Origin of the sequence: Bartonella sp. A1379B (genome assembly GCF_002022485.1) — a bacterium.
GTDB lineage: Bacteria > Pseudomonadota > Alphaproteobacteria > Rhizobiales > Rhizobiaceae > Bartonella > Bartonella rochalimae.
Genome location: NZ_CP019780.1, coordinates 1,017,374 through 1,037,517 on the forward strand (window position 1 = coordinate 1,017,374; position 20,144 = coordinate 1,037,517).

Below are 20,144 nucleotides of genomic sequence, written 5' to 3' on the forward strand. Positions count from 1 at the left end.
CCAAATAAAATACTGCCTTATAGTAAGGTATGAAAGCATTCTCCTCCAACAAGAAGACCAACAATCATAATTACCAATCTTCATTTTCGGAAACAATGTATGTTGTTAAAGAAAACTATCAATTACTGAAAAGAAATCTTCCGTTGACATAGCACCTTCATACTTTTTACCGTTAATAAAGAAGGTTGGCGTTGCTGTAACACCAAGCTCTTTTCCACGTTCAAAAGATGCATTCACTTCATTTAAAATAGATTGATTTTTTAAACATGCATTAAAGCTTTCATCGTTAAAACCGGCCATAAAGGCAATTTTTTTCAATGGCTCTAAAGCATCTGGTGCAATAGCCCACTCGGATTGTTTTTGAAACAAAATTTCTATCAAAGGAAAATAACGCTCTTCTGGAGCACACCTAGCCAACATAAAACCCGCTGTCGCCCGAGGATCGTAAGCAAAATCGCGAAAAATAAGTTTTACTTTACCTGTTTTGATGTATTTTTTACGAAGTTCAGGAAGTATAACATTGTAAAAATCAGCACAAAAAGCGCATGTAAGTGAAGCATATTCAATAATAGTCACAGGAGCATTATCTTCACCCTCAACTTTATCTTTAACTTTACCTGATTTAAGGAGCTCAACCATATCAACAGTTGCTACTGGCTTAGCTTTACTCACTAAAGTTGTTGTTGCACAGACCTGTGCAGTTATACCCCAAATAAAAATGACTACGAAAGATACGATGAAACGATAATTAATCATAAATAACACTTTTCTGTTTGACTTCAACAAATAAAAATTTAATACCTCTTCATTAAGGGAAAGAAATATAACACGCTTTTCCTTCTTTATTATTTTTTTTCCATAAAAATGCAACATCCAAGTTTATAAAGTGATTGATGTAAGCTTTTATCTTCAATCTCTTCAAGCATTTTTTTTAAGCGTCTTTGATTTTTTTCATCTGGAAATAATTCTACTTCCGCACGATCAGTGAAAACTGATATTTGCTTTTGTTCAATTTTGATTCGGTCAATAGCAATATATCCAAAGAAACTATTAATTCTTTGAATCAATTCATCTGTTTCATGCATTAACTTTAGCGTAGTAAATCCTTCACAGGCAACCACAAGTGTCCCCGGATGAAATGTATCATTTTGATCTGCACGATATTTCCAAATAATTTTGATTGGCATTGTATGTTCGCCAACATCCTGGCCTACAATCTGTGACCAATGTTCTATGAGCGCTATATTAAGTCCTGTCCTTTTGCGTAAAATCGGATCAAGCATTTCAGATACCATTTCAGAAAGAGAATAAAAATGGTATTTTTGTGTTTTTTTGCGCATTCCATCCTAGACTATTATTAAATCACAATCATTTTCTTTTCGACATTTAAAACCACTACTTTAAAAATTAATCACAAATACACCTTAAGAAACTCCATGTAATGAACTAGAATTTTTATCATTAATCATTAAAAACAAACTATAAATTGCAAAATATACGCTTTTTTTGTATTTTAGACTTGTTTATGATTAAAAACAACGATGTATGAAATTTCTTCACTTCTCCTTTCTTGGTATGATCAAAATTATCGCCATTTACCATGGCGTACGCCCCCTACAAAACAAATAAAAGGCATTTACCCTGATCCTTATCAAATTTGGTTATCTGAAATCATGCTCCAACAAACAACAGTTGAAGCTGTTAAACCTTACTTTAAAAAATTTCTAAAACTTTGGCCTGATCTCTTCTCTTTATCACAAGCATCACAAGATGATATCATGAAAGCATGGGCGGGTCTTGGTTATTATTCACGTGCACGCAATCTTAAAAATTGTGCTACTCAACTTGTTAAAAATCATAGAGGTAAATTTCCACAGTCAGTAGAAATATTACGCACTTTACCGGGTATTGGAGACTATACTGCAGCAGCTATTGCTGCAATTGCCTTTGGTCATCCTGTAGCTGTCGTTGATAGTAATGTCGAACGTATTATAACACGCTTATTTGCCATTACTTCAATATTGCCTAAAGCAAAATCTGAAATTAAAGAAAAAACACTAGAAATTACAGATGTAAAACGTCCTGGTGATTTTGCTCAAGCTATGATGGATTTAGGTTCAACAATTTGCACGCCCCGTAAGCCGTCTTGCTTACTCTGCCCTCTTCAAAATTTGTGCACAGCAATGAAAATGCAGGCAGCAGAAGCTTTTCCAGTAAAAGCACCTAAAAAAGAACGCCCTTTAAAAACTGGTGCTGCTTTTGTAATACTCAATGAAAATAAACAAATTTACTTAGAAAAACGACAGCATACAAAATTACTCAACGGCATGACCCAAATTCCTAATAACATTGGAATAAATGAAGAAAATGGACTGCAAAATGCCCCTTGTTCGGCTAATTGGAAACTTAAGGGAGAAATTACGCATATTTTTACTCATTTTTCTTTAAAACTTAACGTCTACTGTGCAGATAATATTCGCGGAATAAAACTTAAAAATGGTTGGTGGTGCGATATCCATCATCTTACCGAAGAAGCACTTCCTACCGTTATGAAAAAAGCCATTGCTATAGCTATTTCTTCTCCTTTTAAATTCAAATAACTTCTCCCTCTGCCAAATAAGAATTGACTACACTAATACTTTATCCACGATTAACATCAATGCAACTTATATAGTATTAGCTTTCAACATCTGTGAGCGTATCATCATTCTTAAACTATCTATCGATTTCAAGAGACCATTTTCTTCATAATACCAAAATGTCCAACCATTACAACTTTGCGAAGCCTGAGCCTTTCTTCCTATCATATGAATAGATCCTGCTTCACCATCATACATAATAGTTCCATCAGCTCTGACAAGAGCAGATACTTCTTTCTTCTTATCATAAAGGATACTTCCAGGATAAAGCAATCCTGCATCCAGCAAGCTAGAAAATGCTATGCGTGGTTCTGCCTTTTTTGTTTTTAAAATTTCTAATTCTGATTTAGCTAAAGGTTTAACTGCAGCAATTCTCTCGGAAGCTGCATCAATATAATGTTGCTCGCGTTCAATTCCTACAAAATCACGACCTAAAAGTTTGGCAACAGCACCTGTTGTTCCCGAACCAAAAAATGGATCAAGAATAACATCACCAGGTTTGCTAGAAGCCATAATGATACGGGCCAGTAAAGATTGAGGCTTTTGTGTTGGATGTAATTTACGTCCTATTTTATCTTTTAAGCGCTCAGCACCTGTACAGAGAGGAAACAACCAATCTGAACGCATTTGTCTATCTTCATTGGCAGCTTTTAAAGCATCATAATTAAATGTATATTTTTTATCTTTTTGATCTCGAACAGCCCAAATAAGCGTTTCGTGAGCATTTTGAAAGCGACGCCCTCGAAAATTCGGCATAGGATTATTTTTTCGCCAAATAATATCATTAAGCATCCAAAAACCCAAATCCTGTAATGCTGTACCAACTCGAAAAATATTATGGTAAGATCCAATAACCCAAATTGTCCCATTAGGTTTTAATACACGACGACATGCAAGCAACCATGCACGTGTAAAAGCATCATAAGCAGCAAAACTTTCAAACTGGTCCCATGCGTCATCAACTGCATCAACGCGTGAGTAATCTGGACGATACAAGACACTCTCTAATTGCAAATTATAAGGAGGATCTGCAAAAATTACATCAACAGAATGTTTAGGAAGTTTTTCTAGTACTGCAACACAATCTCCTTTAAAGATTTTATTACGCCACTGCGTCTGTGAAGAAGTACAAGCCTGATTTTTTTGTAGCTGAACAATTGTCATAAAAAACTCAACAATACGAACGGAAATGATCTATAATTAAAATGATTAATTAATCTAATCGTCGTCTATCTTCACAAAATAGAGTAAACGTATCGTTAAGCTAATTTAAATTTATTTTATTCAATGCAAGAAAAATAATTTAATATTGATAAATCTTTATTTTACTCCTTTGTATTATATTGTTCATATTATCAAACTAATGAAAACAATCTTTCAAAATATATCTTTATAAAACGAAAGCCTTTCAATATCATTTTATAAAAATTCTTAAGCCCATTATAATAAGGAATATCTTATGCTACAAATTGATCTTATTATTTTTGATTGTGATGGAGTTTTAGTAGATTCTGAATATCTTGTAGCAAAAATTGGATCACAATTGCTTAAAGAAATCGGATATAAAATATCACCTGAAAAACTAAGCGAACGCTATTCAGGACTTATTTTTCAAGACATTCTAAAAAAAGTTGAACAAGAAATTAAAAAACCAATTTCTGCTAATTTCATAGATAGAATGGCACATCTGTTTCGCATACGAATGAAAACTGAATTACGTATTATTAATGGTGTCAAAGAGGTAATAGAAATTATTAAACCTCATTATCCGTATTGTATTTGCTCAAATGCAAGGAGTGCAGATATAAAAGATATGCTTAACACTGTTAAACTCTATCACTTTTTTGATAACAAAATATTTTCTGCACTCGAAGTTGGAACAAAAAAACCAAAACCTGCACCTGATGTCTTTCTCTTTGCAGCACAAGAATTACGTGTACAACCAGAAAATACTATTGTTGTAGAAGATTCTATTCATGGTGTACACGCTGCTACTTCTGCAGGAATGCGTGTTATCGGCTTTACTGGAGGCTCCCACAGTTATCTTGGCCACTCTAATGCTCTTATAGAAGCTGGCGCTGAAACGGTTATTACAAAACATGCGCATTTACCGGAAACCTTAGAAGCAATGAAAATATGGAAAGATTCACAATAATAAAAAGATATCTCCAACATATATTAGCTCATATACTCTCTCAGTAATTTTTGACTAAAAAATTTAAGAATTACTATTAAAAACTAGGATCTAGTCGTAAAATTTAAGAGCATCCTATCATCATAAAAGGGTAAAGTCATACAAACTAAAAAATGAAAACTATCAAAATAAAAGATAAATTGATACGAATAATTCATAGAGGAATTAATCATTGCAATGAACATTATTAATATCCTTGCATGAATAGTGATCAGTAGCATCTATGAAAAACACCTATAAGCAATATAATATCATTCTCTATATCGATGAAAATTGATTTTTTTCTAATTTTGAACATCTATTAACTTGAAAGCCAAAAATTTAAATTAATTTAGACTTCCAAGATTATTGATATTACAATCTTGAATTAAGCCGTTTCCAAAATAATAAAAAATGACTCAAAAATATTTTTCTCTATCCTTTAACAAAACAAATCATATTCACAAAACTACCTGATAATTGATAGCGTGTCTCAAGACAGCGGTTATCTCACTAATCTACATACAGAAATTGCACTCAAAATCGCTCATCACAATAAATAATCACATATCTTTCATGATGATTACTCTTACTACCGCTCACATTCCTCAATCATCTAATATTACGTTAGTCTTATTCATCTACCATGACTAATTTTTCTAGAAAATCTCATAAATTATGGAAGGCACTTTACAAATCATTGCTAATAATGGAAAAAATAGTAAAAGACTATTTTCTTTAAAATCGCGTGCATCTTATTATAGCTAGCTGCATTTATTTAAGGCAAAAACATTCCAATGCCGTTATATTGTGTATTTGGTTGATTAAATGGAGTAATAATACATGGGTGTAGATATCAGCCGCCTCAGTAATGGTTTGACTATCGCCACACATAAAATGCCACAAATTGAAAGTGTAGCGCTTGGAATATGGGTTAAAGTTGGTTCACGTAACGAAACCTTTACACAACATGGCATTGCGCATCTACTTGAACATATGGCTTTCAAAGGAACAGAAAACCGTACAGCTTTTCAAATCGCAACTGATATTGAAGATGTTGGTGGAGAGATCAATGCTACCACAAGTATTGAAACAACTGCCTATTTTGCACGTGTTCTTAAAAAAGATATTCCCCTTGCTATTGATATTCTAGCCGATATTATGACATGTTCAAAATTTGACGAAGATGAATTAGAACGTGAAAAACAAGTCGTTTTCCAAGAAATTGGCGCTACTTGTGATGTTCCTGATGATATCGTTTTTGACTATTTTACTGAAACCGCCTTTCGTCATCAATCTCTTGGTCGTTCTATTTTAGGAACACAGAAAACGGTTCAATCATTTACATCAGCTGATCTTCACAATTTTATGAAACAACAATATAGTGCAGACCGCATGATCGTAGTTGCTGCAGGATCTGTAGAACATGAAAGTTTTTTGCGCCAAGTGGAAAGTTGTCTTGGCACTTTCCAACCCCATTCAACAGCTCCTTTAGTTAATCTTGCTAATTATACCGGTGGTGACTTTCGCGAATATCGTGATCTAATGGATACGCAAGTTGTACTTGGTTTTGAAGGACGCCCATATCATGCGCATGATTTTTATGCGGCTCAGATTCTTTCAATCATTCTTGGAGGCGGTATGTCATCACGCTTATTCCAAGAAATAAGAGAAAAACGCGGATTATGCTATTCTATTTATGCTTTCCATTGGGGATTTTCAGATACTGGGCTCTTCGGTCTTCATGCTGCTACCGGACAAGAAGGATTAGAAACACTTCTACCAGTTACTCTTGATGAGCTCTGTAAAATAAGCAAAAATATTCATATAAATGAACTTCAACGAGCGCAGGCACAATATCGCGCTAATCTTACAATGTCACAAGAAAATCCATCTAGTCAAGCACATCTTATCGCTCGCCAAATGCTCCTTTATGGTAGACCAATTCCAATCTCTGAAATGACTGAATGTGTAGAACTTATTACCTTAGAACAACTCACTGATCTAGCTAAACATCTTTTTATCAATTCTAAGCCAACTTTAGCAGCTGTTGGACCTATTGAACCGCTCATGAATTTTAACGATTTAGTATCAACTCTTTCACCTAATATGAACTCTCTTCTCTAAAAGAAATAAAGAATACACCTTCATAAATTAGATAAAATGATAATTTGATATGCACAAATTACTTTAAAACCCTATCCCCACATATCTTTAATGAAAATTATCACAAAAATTTTTCTTATTAGATTAAATAAGTTTTATCAAAAAAGCGAGCAAAACTGGCTAATGAATACTCCACATAGATAACTTAACCAACAAGAGTATATTGCGTAAAATCTAATAATAAATGGTTAAATAGCTGAATTTTTCCTTTTAAAAAGGACAAAATTCCGTTAATTTTGAGACTCATTAGTACGAGCAGATATCTGATCTATTTTTTGTATAAAATCTGTGTGATTTTTTCAAAAGAATAATGACAACCGCTCTTTATAAAAATAACAACTAATCAAGTGGAAGAATTTTCTCGAAAGTCTCGTTTGAAATTCAAGAGCTTCAAATACTGAGAGTGAGGCAACGTGAAGAGTTTTGGTAAAATAATCAATACCGTTCTTGTCATAATCATTAGTCTTTTTGTATGCCTTTCATCAGTACAAGCAATCGAACCAATCAAAATTTCTCCTCAGGATATAGCTCTTGATTTGTCCAAAGCTATTGAAATTCATCACACCAATAACCCTATCTTCCAAACCAGCACAGCACCAGGGCCAGATGGTATTATATGGCGTATTGAAGTACAAGCAAAAAGTGAAAATTTTTCTGGAAACTGGGCAGTATTTTCCCTTGCAAATCCAACAGATGAACAAATTGACCGTCTAATTGTTGTTCCCCATTATCGTATGGCTCATTCAGGTTTTCTTTGGCCGGATCTTGGATCAGTACGGATCCAATCTATAACTCCAAGTGCAGGTTTTTCTCTTGATCGTCAAACGAATGCAAATGCAGATATTTTTCGTATCACTCTTAATCCTAACACTGTGATTACATTTGTTGCAGAATTAAGCTCTAAAAATCTACCACAGATCTACTTATGGCAACCTGAAGCTTACAAAGATACCATTAATTCTTATACACTTTATCATGGCATTCTTCTTGGTATATCAGGACTTTTAGCGCTCCTATTAACTATTTTATTTGTCGTTCGTGGAACAAGTCTTTTCCCTGCAACAGCTGCTGTTGCTTGGGCTGTTCTTTTTTACATTGGTATTGATTTCAATTTTTGGAATAAACTCTTTGCAATTACACCAATAACAGAACCAATTTGGCGTGCTGGTACAGAAGTTGCACTTGCTGCAACACTCTTTACTTTTCTGTTTACTTATCTTTGCCTTAATCGTTGGCATTATCACTTTAGCTATGGTGCAATTATATGGATTATATCTTTCTGCGGACTAGGAGCATTTGCTATTTATGATCCTACTAGAGCAGCTGGAATTGCTCGCTTATCATTTGGACTTACAACCATACTTGGTATTATATTGATCAGCTATTTTTCAATCCGTAAATATGACCGTGCAATCATGCTTATTCCAACATGGTTGTTAATTAGCTTTTGGTCTCTTGAAGCTTATGCATGCATAATAGGATATTTAGATAATGATATTGTTCCACAAGCTCTAGCTGGAGGACTGGTGCTGATTGTTCTTCTTATCAGCTTTCTTGTCATGCAACAAACGTTTTCTAATGATGCTTTCCATGAGGGCATTTTTTCCGATCTCGAACGACAAGTTCTGGCAGCTAGAGGAGCTGGAAGTATTATTTGGGACTGGAATGTCGAGCGTGACCGGATTGTTGTTCACCCAGATATGACAAGCCTTTTTGGTAAGCACGCCCGCAAACTCAACGGTACTATGAACGACTGGATTTTAGCCTTGCATTATGATGATCGCGAACGCTTTCAGGCTGTTTTAAATATCATTCTTGAAAATAAAACAGGACGGATTGATCAGATTTTTCGGATCTCCTCCGGTGGTGGTCATTATCATTGGTTTTCTCTCCGTGCACGCCCAGCTATCCAAAAAGACGGAAAAATTACCCGTGTTATCGGAAGCATTCTCAATATTACCAATCACAAAAAAGCCGAAGAACGTTTACTACACGATGCAATTCATGACAGCTTAACCGGTCTTCCTAACCAACAAATTTTCCTCGATAGATTACAAAATTATAGCTCTTTAGCTAAAGCAAATATAAAAATTAAACCAACAATTTTTATGATTGATTTTGATAATTTTCGTCAAATTAATCATAAACTAGGTATAGCGGTTGGGGACACAGTCCTCTTGATAATTGCACGTCGTTTAAGCCGCCTTATTAACCTGCAAGACACCTTATCACGCCTTTCCGCAGATCGTTTTGCAATTATTTTACTCAGCGAAACAGAACCCCAAAAAATTGCAATGTTCGCAAATCATCTGCTCAAAACAATTTCAGCACCCATTACTCTTGAAGAAAAAACTATAACGCTTTCCACATCCATTGGCCTGGCTACATGGAGTGATAACAAATCAACTGCTCAAAATATTTTCAATGACAGTGAACTAGCAATGATCCATGCAAAACAAATGGGTGGTAATCACATTGAACCTTTCCGCCCGAGTTTTCGTACTTTAGATCTCGAACATAACAATATCAAAAAAGACATTCATCATGCTATCGAACGTAATGAAATAAAAATCCTCTATCACCCTATTCTTAATTTATCAGATGGAAACATTATTGGTTTTGAAACAATCGTAGAATGGCAACACCCCAATCATGGAAATTTAAATATCCACGATTTTATTAAAATCGTAGAAAGTGAACAACTCATTATGGATTTAGTACAATTCATCGTTGATCGCGCGCTCGTAGATCTTATAAATATACAAGAAAAATGTGCTAAACATCCTTTCTTTATCTCTATCAATTTGCCAAGTGCAGAAATGATTCATCCTGATTGTATACGTCAAATACGCTCTGCTCTTCTTCGCAATCCGGTTAGTAAAGGACGATTGATGATAGAAATATCTGAGCTTGTTTTAAGAAAAAATCCTGAACAATCAGCTCATTTTTTTGAAGAGATTAAAGCACTAGGAATGAATCTAGCATTAGATAATTTTGGAACAGGTTATTCATCACTTACATATCTTGTCCGTTATCCATTCGACATGGTTAAATTAGATCGTTCACTTATCTCTATCGATTCACATAAGAAAAAACTTGTACTTAAATCAATTATCAGAATGGCTACTGATCTTAATTTACAAATCATAGCAGAAGGCGTAGAAAATGAAAAAGAAGCTATTTTCTTACGACAAGAAGGTTGTAAGTATGTTCAAAGTACGACCGTCACTAAACCAATTGCTGTTGAAGAATTGATTGCTCTTGTTCAAAACCACTTCTCTCATACCTATAATTAAGAAATGTTACAAAATGAATGACTATGCATGACCTGGTTTAGAAATAAGAGAAGTTGGACTAATTCCCATGCGAATAAGGCTTTCATCATACTTACTACTGATATCACTTTCAAAAAGAAAGCTAGGAGATGTAGGACTAATCAACCAACCATTTGCATAAATCTCTGTTTCAAGCTGTCCTGCTTTCCATCCGGCATACCCCAAAGCTATAAGAGCATGTTCAGGCCCCCTCTCACAACTCATGGCTTTTAATACACCAAGGGTTGTAGTAAGACAAATTTTGTCTGTAACAGAGATAGTTGCTTCACAAGCATAATCATCTGAATGCAGTACAAAACCACGAGACGTATCAATAGGTCCACCACAGCGTATTGGAAATTTTTTTATTGGCTCGGAAAGATAATTTTTTTGATTTTGGTTAATTACACCCAGTTGAAGCAAAAGTTCAGGAAAATTAATATCATGTAACTGATTAAGAATAATTCCCATAGCACCAGCATTAGAATGGGCACAAATGTAGATAACAGAACGAACAAAGCGCTTGTCATTCATTCCAGGCATTGCTATGAGCAACTGTCCATTTAGAAACCCTTCATGCTGTTTCATAATTTGATAGCCTCCATAATTCAATTTTTTGACTTCAATTAAGTCAGTATCAGTAGAGAATAAAGATCAAATGAAAAAATTGCAAATATTTCAAAATTTACAAAAAATTCCAAATCGTTTTCAGAAAAATCTCTTATTAATTTTGAAAATAATATTTGTATTTTTAGGATTTTTCTACTTTCTTGTTAATTCTCAAGCAGAACAAAAACCACATCTTATTGCAACACCTTGGCATGAATCAGAGGGTGGCTATGCTAGATTAGCTATAACTTCATCTTCTCTTTCTGAGACAAAAAGCGGCATTATTGAAATTACGTTAAAACCAAAATGGAAAACCTATTGGCGAAATCCCGGAAATTCGGGGATGGCACCCTTTTTTAATTTCAACCAACAAGTCTCTTATGAAATTTTTTATCCTACACCACAACTCTATACAACAGAAAATGATTGGTCATTAGGTTATAAAAATAAAGTCGTACTACCCTTTAATATCTCTGGTTCAGATGAAAATCTAAGTGGTTCTTTAACCCTTGGAATGTGTAATGAAATTTGTATCCCCTTTACTATCGATTTTAATTTTTCCTCATCGACTCAAAATAATACATCTCTTTCTCTATCCTTATTAAAAAAAGCCCAAGATGCTTTACCCCGTACAGCCGATAATGCATTTAAAATACATGCTGAAAAAAATGGAAATACCCTCTTAATAAAAATAAAAAATAATAAAATAATCACACCTTCTGCTCTCTTTTTAGATGGAAAAACAATGCAGATTGGACCAGCAAAAAAAATAAGCGATCACCAGGGATATACGGTCTTCAGTGCTCCAATATATTTTGATTCAGATGAATTAAATGAAACAGTTTTTTATACTATTTCTTACCAAGATCATGCCTTCAGTGGAACATTTGCAATAAACACATAATCAAACCGTACTGTCATTCCATGAGATAAAAAATTATATCGAAAAACAGCCATTTTCACGATATTCAGTAATTGCTTTACGTGCGAGTGCGTCTGCGCGCTCATTATCTGGATGACCTGCGTGTCCTTTTATCCAGTGCCATCTGATATCATGTTGAGAACAAGCATAGTCAAGGGCTTGCCATAACTCTATATTTTTAACAGGATTTTTCGATGCAGTACGCCAATTATTTTTTTTCCATCTCTCAACCCAGGTAGAAATCCCGTTACGCACATAAGCTGAATCCGTATAAAGATCAACCAAACATGATTCCTTCAGAGCATTTAACGCGCGAATCGCCGCCATAAGTTCCATCTGATTATTGGTCGTATATACTTCTCCACCATAAAGCTCACGTTCATGACCATTCCAGCGTAAAATTGCTCCCCATCCTCCCAAACCAGGATTTCCTGAACAAGCACCATCTGTATAAATTTCAACAACTTTTTTTCGATTTAACATAACAAAAACAAAACTCTATCTCAGCCAACAAGTTCACATTACTGCAAAAATAAAGTTCAAACCAATATTTTAATGATTTTTTTGAAGAACAAAACTATCAAGAAATTCATCTCGTTAATTTTAGAAAGGTATAAGTAAAAAGCATAAAGCCACATTACGTCATAACCTATCAAGCAGCAATAACATACATTAAAATTGCAAAACTATATCTCCTTTCCAATACAACAAATTATAATATTATTACCTTTTAAAACAATTCTTATAACAAGAAAGGCTATATCGGATATAAATGCTGTACAGAGATATATAAAAGATAAATTTTTTTCTAAAAAATGCTTGTCATAAACATTAAAGCGAATAGTCACTCTATTTTATAAAACTCTAGACTTCCAACATCCTCTCTTTTCCTTGTTTTTAAAAGCAAACCTATTGAGTAACGTGGTTTAAATGCCTTAGATTATATCCCCTATAATTGCGCCTATTTTTCTTTTATTTGATGAACACTGTTATCGTTATTTTCATCTTTCAGTACTTCTGCTCGTCCTTTAATAAAAGCTATATCTTGAGAAGATAGGCTGATATCACGTAATTCACGATTCACTAAAAATGTTTCCGTTTCAACTAAAGTTTCAGCCAATTCTATTGTAACATCATAACGTGCACGAAACGCTGTGATGATTTCATCAACAATAATTTCAGGAGCTGACGCTCCTGCTGAAAGACTAATGACTGAAAGAATACCTAGATTATCAAAATCAATTTCATTAGCACGCTGAATTAAAATAGATTGACGCGCACCAAATTTCTCAGCAACTTCCACCAAACGTCTAGAATTAGATGAATTCGGTGAACCAACAATTAAAAATAAATCACTTCCTAACGCTGCTGCCTTAACAGCATCTTGCCGATTAGTGGTAGCGTAACAAATTGATTCAGCTGCTGGAGCTGCTAACGCAGGAAAACGCTGTTTTAATATATTAAGAATCTCTGCTGTATCTTCAACAGAGAGTGTTGTTTGTGTTACAAATCCTAATTTATTTGGATTATTTGGTTGATAATATAAAGCATCTTCTACCGTTTCAATCAATGTAACATTCTCTTCTTCAAGCTGCCCCATAGTTCCAATTACTTCAGGATGACCAGCATGACCAATCAATATAACATGACGGCCATGACGTTGATGACGAATTGCTTGCTTATGGACTTTAGAAACTAATGGACATGTCGCATCAAGATAAAATAGATTGTAACGAACAGCATCTTCTAGTACAGACTTTGGTATACCATGAGCAGAAAACACAACAGGTCGACTACGATGCCCTTCAGGTATCTCACAAAGTTCTTCAACAAAAATGGCTCCTCGTTGCTGCAATCCCTCAACAACATAGCGGTTGTGTACAATTTCATGACGGACATATACTGGAGAACCATATTTTTTCAATGCAAGAATAACAATCTGGATAGCACGATCAACACCAGCACAAAACCCGCGTGGCCCACAAAGGCGAATTGTTAAAGGGGGCAGTACAGACACAATTGATCCTTAATATCCATAAAGTTTCACCCCAACTACCACATATCACTGTAATATATCATTGTTACTTTATAAACAAAGAGTATAAAGAGAAAAACTAGACGATTCCTATTTCCTATTAAGACTGCTAATCATCATTTATCTAAAAAATGGTGCAATAAACACTAGCCACAACTTCTTTTTTCACGAAATAAAGCATTAATAAATCACCATTCTTGCTAAGATCAGAAAAACGACTGTACATACCACATAAATCCTTGATCAGTAAAACCTAATTAAGGACCTTTATATCATGACCTTCTCATACCAGAGATAGACTAATGGAATGAATACCCACAAGGTCCCTCATCTTGAAATAAATATATTGATTTTATTAGGAAAACGTGGGCCCGGAGGGACTCGAACCCCCAACCAAGCGGTTATGAGCCGCTGGCTCTAACCAATTGAGCTACAGGCCCCACAGAGATTTTCTCTAAACTAAAATATCCTATTATACAAGAGCTTGCTTTAATTATACTTCGTCTTTTTTTCTTTCTTCTTGTTTTTTTTTCTTTCAGCGCCCTAATTCCTTTACAATAAATACAAAAAATGGGAAAGTAATAGAATATATATATATTATAAGGATTGAACATGACTAAAATGATTTTCCAACTGTTGAAGGTCTACCGAATTAAGTTGTCGATATTGACTGTATTATCTCTACTCACTACTTCATGCTTCGTACATGCGGAAGAAACAATAAAAAATGCACCAACAATTACAGTTACAGCAACCGGTGAAAACCAAGCAACACCAGACATGGCGATTATCAATCTAGCCGTTGTGACTCATGATACGACTGCTCAAAAAGCATTAGCAGCGAATAATAAATTTATGAATGATATTTTAGATACTTTTAAAAATAATGGCATTCAAGCAAATGACTTGCAAACATCAGGCTTATCTATTTACCAAACGAACTCAGATAAAAAACAAGAAAAAAAGAACAATGAAATAACTTATCATGTTTCAAATTCTTTAACAGTAAATATCCGTGATCTGGCCAATGCTGGTAAAATATTTGATCAAGCAATGGCACTTGGTGTGAATTCTGTTAATGGAATTACCTTTACCAATGCCGATACAAAGCCATTGTATAAAGAAGCACGTAAAAAAGCTGTTATTGAAGCTATTGCAAAAGCAGAAACCTTAGCTCAAGCAGCCAACGTGAAATTAGGAAAGATTATTACAATTAATGAAAGTAATAACGAATATTATCCAACACCACGCCTTATGAGTAGAGCACAATCTGCAAGCTATGCAGATACAAACTTTTCAGGAGGTGAATTGAATTATCATGTTAGTGTCACTATAACATTTGCTATAGACGACTAATCATCAATCATTGAGTAAAATAATTATATCATCGGTTTTTATAAAGAATTCCGGTGATATATTGATAATAAGATTCCGTAGATGATAATTCATCGTCATGAATTTTAATCTGCTCACGTGCAGAAAATTGAGTTTGATGTACCGTTTGAAAATCTTTTGAGATTAATGGATGCCACCACGGAAGATCTTTACCCTCACTCACCAACCTGTAAGCACAACTTTCTGGCAACCAACGAGCTGTTTTAATCGTAGCAATATCTAATAATATACAATCTGAAATAATTGATTTACGGTGAGTATAATTTTTACATTGACAAGTATCTTTATCTAAAAGACGACAAGCAATACTCGTTGCATAAATGTCACCAGTATCGTCATCTTCTAATTTATGCAAGCAACAACACCCACAACCATCACAAAGACTTTCCCACTCAGTAACAGACATTTCCTCTAATTTTTTCCTTTTCCAAAAAGGAAGTTCCTTACTCATAAACAGGATCTACTTTTTTCATAAGACAATTCTTTTAAAGGATAAAATCAATAAAATTTGATCTAGTACGCACAACATATTTTTATTTATCTTTTAAAAACGCTGTTCTTTTTAATTAAGAATCAAGAAAGCTCCGTAATTTGCGTGAACGGCTAGGATGTTTCAACTTACGAAGTGCCTTTGCTTCAATCTGACGAATACGCTCGCGGGTCACTGAAAATTGTTGGCCAACTTCCTCTAATGTATGATCAGTATTCATTCCAATACCAAAACGCATTCTTAAAACACGCTCCTCACGTGGTGTTAATGAAGCAAGAACGCGCGTTGTTGTATCTCGTAAATTAGCCTGAATAGCCGCATCAATTGGTAACAATGCATTTCTATCTTCAATAAAATCACCTAAATGAGAAGCATCTTCATCACCAACAGGTGTTTCAAGTGAGATAGGTTCCTTCGCAATTTTAAGCACTTTTCGTACTTTTTCTAACGGCATAGAAAGCTTGCTAGAAAGTTCTTCTGGGGTTGGTTCACGTCCAATTTCATGTAAAATTTGGCGTGATGTACGAACAATTTTATTAATTGTCTCAATCATATGAACAGGAATACGAATAGTCCGTGCCTGATCAGCGATAGACCGTGTAATCGCTTGACGTATCCACCACGTCGCATAAGTTGAAAACTTATATCCACGCCGATATTCGAATTTATCAACGGCCTTCATCAAACCGATATTGCCTTCCTGAATAAGATCAAGAAATTGTAAACCACGATTAGTGTATTTTTTAGCAATGGAAATAACAAGACGCAAATTAGCTTCCACCATTTCCTTTTTAGCGATATTCGCTTCACGCTCCCCTTTCTGTACTTGCGTAACAATTCGACGAAATTCACTAATTGAAATAGCAGTTTCTTGCGCGAGATTTTGTATTTCATTACGCAAACTCTGAATGACTTTAGCTTCACAAGTTGAAAATTCTTTCCAACCACGTCCTGATAAAGTTGCAATATAATTAACCCAATCAGCGTCCAATTCACGACCTTGATATTCTCTTAAGAAATCTTCATGCCCAATCCCATAGTTACTAGCAAGCCTCTTCAACTTACCTTCGCTCTGTATCAACCGCTTATTGATATCATATAATTGCTCAACTAATGCCTCAATACGGTTTTGATTTAAAGAAAGAGATTTTACTGCTTGGATTAAAGCATCTTTCAATTCAGTATATTGTTTTCTTTGTTCCGATGAAAGAGGTTCTGCCTTACGATGTGATAAACTGCTTTCAACTTGTTGATCTTGTAGCTCACGTAATTTTACATAAGTTTCAGCGATAAAATCTAAAGTCTCCACAACCTGAGGACACAACTCATGCTCCATTGCTGCAAGCGATAAATTAACTTCGTCATCTTCTTCGTCATCATCTTCGCCCCCTATCTCTTCTCCAAGATCATTCATATCACGCATGCTAGAAGATGATGTTTCTTCTTTTATTTTTTTGACTTCACTTTCATCAATAATAGGAGCCTGCTTCGCTTCTGGACCAGAATAAGTCATCTCAAGATCAATAATTTCACGCAGAAGAATACGCTGCTCTTGCAACTCTTCACGCCAAATAATTAAAGCTTGAAATGTTAAAGGGCTCTCACAAAGACCGGAAATCATCGTTTCACGTCCAGCCTCAATACGTTTAGCGATAGCAATCTCACCCTCACGCGAGAGTAATTCAACGGCTCCCATTTCACGCAAATACATACGAACTGGATCATCAGTTCGGTCGGCTACTTCACGTTTAGATGTTGTTGCAACCGCATAATTTGTGGCTTCTACTAAATCGCCACCTTCTACTGTAATTTCTTCCTCATATTGTCCAGATTCAATTTCATCTTCATCATCTATAACGCTAATACCCATCTCAGAGAACATTGCCAATATATCTTCAATTTGCTCAGACGTGAATTCTTCAGAAGAAAGAGCTGCATTCAACTCATCCATCAACACGTAGCCATTTTTTTTGGCAAGTTTCATCATTTTTTTGATAGCATCATCGGAAAAATCAAGAAGAGAACCATCCGAGCTTACTTTGCCCATTTCTTCCACATTATCTTTTTGTTTAACCTTTGTTGCCATACTGTTAACTCCACTTGATCACTAGGTAGGTTCGTGTGATCAGCTTATTATTCTTACTTAGCGCATTAAAATTTTTATATGCACTGTTTACAGGATTAATCTTTTATTCAAAAAGACACACTTTTATACACACCTTTTCACGCAAAATCACGGGAATACTATAGAGATCAGCCCAATACATCTCAGTCTTTCTGAGATAATATCTGCACCACATAGTAAGAACCAATTTCCCGCTTTTCCTAAAATTTAGTCATTATTCTTCACAAAAACGTCATTTCAATAATTAAGGCTTTTATATCAGACTTCGTGACTGATTCGCTTTTAAAAAGCGAATCATTTTATTCTATTTTGGTTTGCCCTCATCTATTTTTTCGCAAAACCAAGATCCGAATCCCTCAATTAAAGCCTCTGTTGCCTGTGTTCGTTCCAATTCAGCTTTCACCTCACGAAGTAGATCAAAAACTTCATCTCTAGGATTTTTTATGAGTTCCTCTTCGATATCTTGTAGTCTTTTATGTAGGTGGTGTTCTTGAAGATGCAAGTAGATAGCTTGTTTTAATACAGCACGAGCATCTTCTACAGGAGCACCTCCAAAAGTAATCCGCATACCAACTCTTTGCACAAGGTTATCTATATGCTCTAAAATACTTTTTTTCCCTTTTTCTTCTAAAAGTACAGTCATTGTTTCTTTATCACATAACTGTTGATTTCCAAGAATTTCCAACATGGACTGATGCAAACTCATTAATTGATCATTTTTTAATTCTAATTCTGCAAAAACGTCAAAATTCTCGTACCACAGTTCAGGATAATAAGCTAAAATCAGCAAAATAACTGCTTCACGCAAAGGAATGAAATGTTTTGAACTACGAACTATATTAGAATTTTCTAATGCAGAAAAAGATTGGTCTTTAAACATTCCATCTTTTTGATTTTGAATATATTCTCCTTGCTTCTTTTGCTTTAATAAAGATGAACGAAAAAACGCAAAGAGCCGTCTTTTGATATCTTGAAAATAATAACGATGTATATCTTTATCCTTAATTGTTGCTATCTGTTGTTTTAGTTCTCGCTCCAATGCAGCGCGTGCTTCTGGAGTTGTAAAATGTTTTCCGGAAGTAGCACGCCACCATAAAAGCTCAATCAATGGAATTGCTTTTTGAACAAAAGAAGAAAAAAGATGCGCATCTCCTGTACGAATAATTTCATCTGGATCTTTACCATTTGGCAATAAAACAAAACGCACAGACTTTCCTGCTTTTAAAAGAGGAAGTACACGATCAGCAACACGGAAAGCAGCTTTTAAACCGGCATTATCTCCATCAAAACACAAAATCGGATCAGACTCCATTTGCCATAAAAGTTCAATTTGCGTTTCTGTTAATGCTGTTCCTAAAGGGGCAACTACTTTTTCAAAACCAACCTTAGTTAAAGCAATGACATCCATATAGCCTTCAACAACCAGAACAGAACATGCTTCTTTTTTTTCTGAGGCACGGCTATTTTTACGGACAGATGCCGCATTATAAAGCATATTACCCTTATGAAAAAGAACCGTTTCAGGACTGTTTAAGTATTTTGCTCGTGCATTTTTATCTAACGAACGCCCCCCAAAAGCAACCACACGGCCACGTAAATCTTCAATAGGGAATATAATGCGATTTCTAAATCGATCATAGGGAGTAGAAATATCTTCACCGGATATAAGGAGGCCACAATCCTCCATTTGCTTTAGTGAAATACCACGCGCACTCAACGCATCTTTCAAAGTTGTACGTCCTATCGGAGCAAAACCAATCTGAAAACGCTTTGCAAGTTCTAATGTAACACCACGTTCATCAAGATAATGGCGTGCTTGGGCACCAATTTGATGATGTAAGTTATTTTGAAAAAAATCCGTCGCTATTTTCATAACATCATAAAGATCATTTTTTTTCATTTCATCTTTATGATTCTGTAAATCAAAGGCAGGTAATTTCATACCTGCAAAATTAGCCAAACGCTCTACAGATTCCGAAAAGCGCAATCCATCAAGTTCGCAAAGAAAGGTAAAAATATCACCGCTTGTATTACAACCGAAACAATAATAACGACCCCGACGATCATCACAATGGAAACTTGGAGTCTTTTCACCATGAAATGGACAACAGCACCAAAAATCACCACGTGAAGGTTTACTTTTTTTTTGATCAAATATCACCCTTTGACCAATAACCACTGAAATTGGCAACCTAGCGCGAATCTCATCAAGAAAATCAGGCGGAATACGCATTATCTCTCACAGAGTTTAAAAATTCTTTATTTGCATTTTAGTT

At 34.9% G+C, this 20,144-nt stretch carries 15 protein-coding genes and 1 tRNA gene; 6 read left to right on the forward strand and 10 right to left on the reverse strand.

The annotated features are described in order from the left end of the window. Positions 1–105: 105 nt before the first annotated feature. A complete protein-coding gene (locus BA1379B_RS04385; RefSeq protein ID WP_078674111.1) occupies positions 106–756 on the reverse strand; it encodes a DsbA family protein in 651 nt (216 codons plus the stop codon). An 89-nt stretch (positions 757–845) separates the two neighbouring features. After that, a complete protein-coding gene (locus BA1379B_RS04390; protein WP_035007000.1) occupies positions 846–1,340 on the reverse strand; it encodes a DUF721 domain-containing protein in 495 nt (164 codons plus the stop codon). Between the two features lie 201 nt (positions 1,341–1,541). Here BA1379B_RS04390 and mutY point away from each other — a divergent pair, with 201 nt between their 5' ends. Then, complete coding sequence (mutY, locus tag BA1379B_RS04395; protein WP_035006999.1) at positions 1,542–2,600, forward strand: A/G-specific adenine glycosylase; 1,059 nt, start codon at positions 1,542–1,544, stop codon at positions 2,598–2,600. A gap of 66 nt (positions 2,601–2,666) precedes the next feature. Here the strand turns inward: mutY and BA1379B_RS04400 are convergent, their stop codons facing one another. Continuing rightward, complete coding sequence (locus BA1379B_RS04400; protein ID WP_078692426.1) at positions 2,667–3,803, reverse strand: site-specific DNA-methyltransferase; 1,137 nt, start codon at positions 3,801–3,803, stop codon at positions 2,667–2,669. Between the two features lie 295 nt (positions 3,804–4,098). Here BA1379B_RS04400 and BA1379B_RS04405 point away from each other — a divergent pair, with 295 nt between their 5' ends. From BA1379B_RS04405 to BA1379B_RS04415, 3 genes are all read left to right on the forward strand, one after another. After that, entirely contained in the window at positions 4,099–4,794 is a 696-nt protein-coding gene (locus BA1379B_RS04405) for an HAD family hydrolase (RefSeq protein WP_078692427.1), read from the forward strand. An 861-nt stretch (positions 4,795–5,655) separates the two neighbouring features. Next, positions 5,656–6,939, forward strand: a complete 1,284-nt coding sequence (locus tag BA1379B_RS04410; protein ID WP_078673906.1) for a M16 family metallopeptidase — start codon at positions 5,656–5,658, stop codon at positions 6,937–6,939. 452 nt (positions 6,940–7,391) lie between these two features. Then, a complete protein-coding gene (locus BA1379B_RS04415; protein ID WP_078692428.1) occupies positions 7,392–10,274 on the forward strand; it encodes an EAL domain-containing protein in 2,883 nt (960 codons plus the stop codon). Positions 10,275–10,295: 21 nt separating this feature from the next. Here BA1379B_RS04415 and BA1379B_RS04420 read toward each other — a convergent pair whose 3' ends face one another. Continuing rightward, a complete protein-coding gene (locus BA1379B_RS04420; protein ID WP_035006991.1) occupies positions 10,296–10,880 on the reverse strand; it encodes a YqgE/AlgH family protein in 585 nt (194 codons plus the stop codon). A 70-nt stretch (positions 10,881–10,950) separates the two neighbouring features. Here BA1379B_RS04420 and BA1379B_RS04425 point away from each other — a divergent pair, with 70 nt between their 5' ends. After that, positions 10,951–11,805 carry a protein-disulfide reductase DsbD domain-containing protein gene (locus BA1379B_RS04425; RefSeq protein ID WP_078673908.1) on the forward strand — a complete coding sequence of 285 codons (855 nt, stop codon included), beginning with the start codon at positions 10,951–10,953 and terminating at the stop codon, positions 11,803–11,805. 33 nt (positions 11,806–11,838) lie between these two features. On the opposite strand, the gene rnhA is transcribed toward BA1379B_RS04425, so the two are convergent. The 3 genes from rnhA to BA1379B_RS04440 form a co-directional block, all read right to left on the reverse strand. Further along, the gene (rnhA, locus tag BA1379B_RS04430) at positions 11,839–12,306 is read right to left on the reverse strand and encodes a ribonuclease HI (RefSeq protein WP_078692429.1); all 468 of its coding nucleotides are present in this window, start codon (positions 12,304–12,306) and stop codon (positions 11,839–11,841) included. A 478-nt stretch (positions 12,307–12,784) separates the two neighbouring features. After that, positions 12,785–13,840 (reverse strand): 4-hydroxy-3-methylbut-2-enyl diphosphate reductase, encoded by a 1,056-nt coding sequence (gene ispH / locus BA1379B_RS04435; protein WP_035006985.1) that lies wholly within the window; start codon positions 13,838–13,840, stop codon positions 12,785–12,787. Positions 13,841–14,224: 384 nt separating this feature from the next. Further along, a tRNA-Ile gene (locus tag BA1379B_RS04440) sits at positions 14,225–14,298 on the reverse strand. 172 nt (positions 14,299–14,470) lie between these two features. On the opposite strand from BA1379B_RS04440, the gene BA1379B_RS04445 reads away from it, so the two are divergent. Continuing rightward, positions 14,471–15,214, forward strand: a complete 744-nt coding sequence (locus BA1379B_RS04445) for an SIMPL domain-containing protein (protein WP_078673909.1) — start codon at positions 14,471–14,473, stop codon at positions 15,212–15,214. Between the two features lie 28 nt (positions 15,215–15,242). On the opposite strand, the gene BA1379B_RS04450 is transcribed toward BA1379B_RS04445, so the two are convergent. The 3 genes from BA1379B_RS04450 to dnaG all read right to left on the reverse strand — a co-directional run bounded on the left by BA1379B_RS04450 (position 15,243) and on the right by dnaG (position 20,101). Then, complete coding sequence (locus tag BA1379B_RS04450) at positions 15,243–15,704, reverse strand: YcgN family cysteine cluster protein (protein ID WP_035006982.1); 462 nt, start codon at positions 15,702–15,704, stop codon at positions 15,243–15,245. Positions 15,705–15,819: 115 nt separating this feature from the next. After that, positions 15,820–17,829 carry an RNA polymerase sigma factor RpoD gene (rpoD, locus tag BA1379B_RS04455; protein WP_078673910.1) on the reverse strand — a complete coding sequence of 670 codons (2,010 nt, stop codon included), beginning with the start codon at positions 17,827–17,829 and terminating at the stop codon, positions 15,820–15,822. 343 nt (positions 17,830–18,172) lie between these two features. Beyond that, positions 18,173–20,101 carry a DNA primase gene (gene dnaG, locus BA1379B_RS04460; protein WP_035006978.1) on the reverse strand — a complete coding sequence of 643 codons (1,929 nt, stop codon included), beginning with the start codon at positions 20,099–20,101 and terminating at the stop codon, positions 18,173–18,175. Positions 20,102–20,144 lie beyond the last annotated feature (43 nt).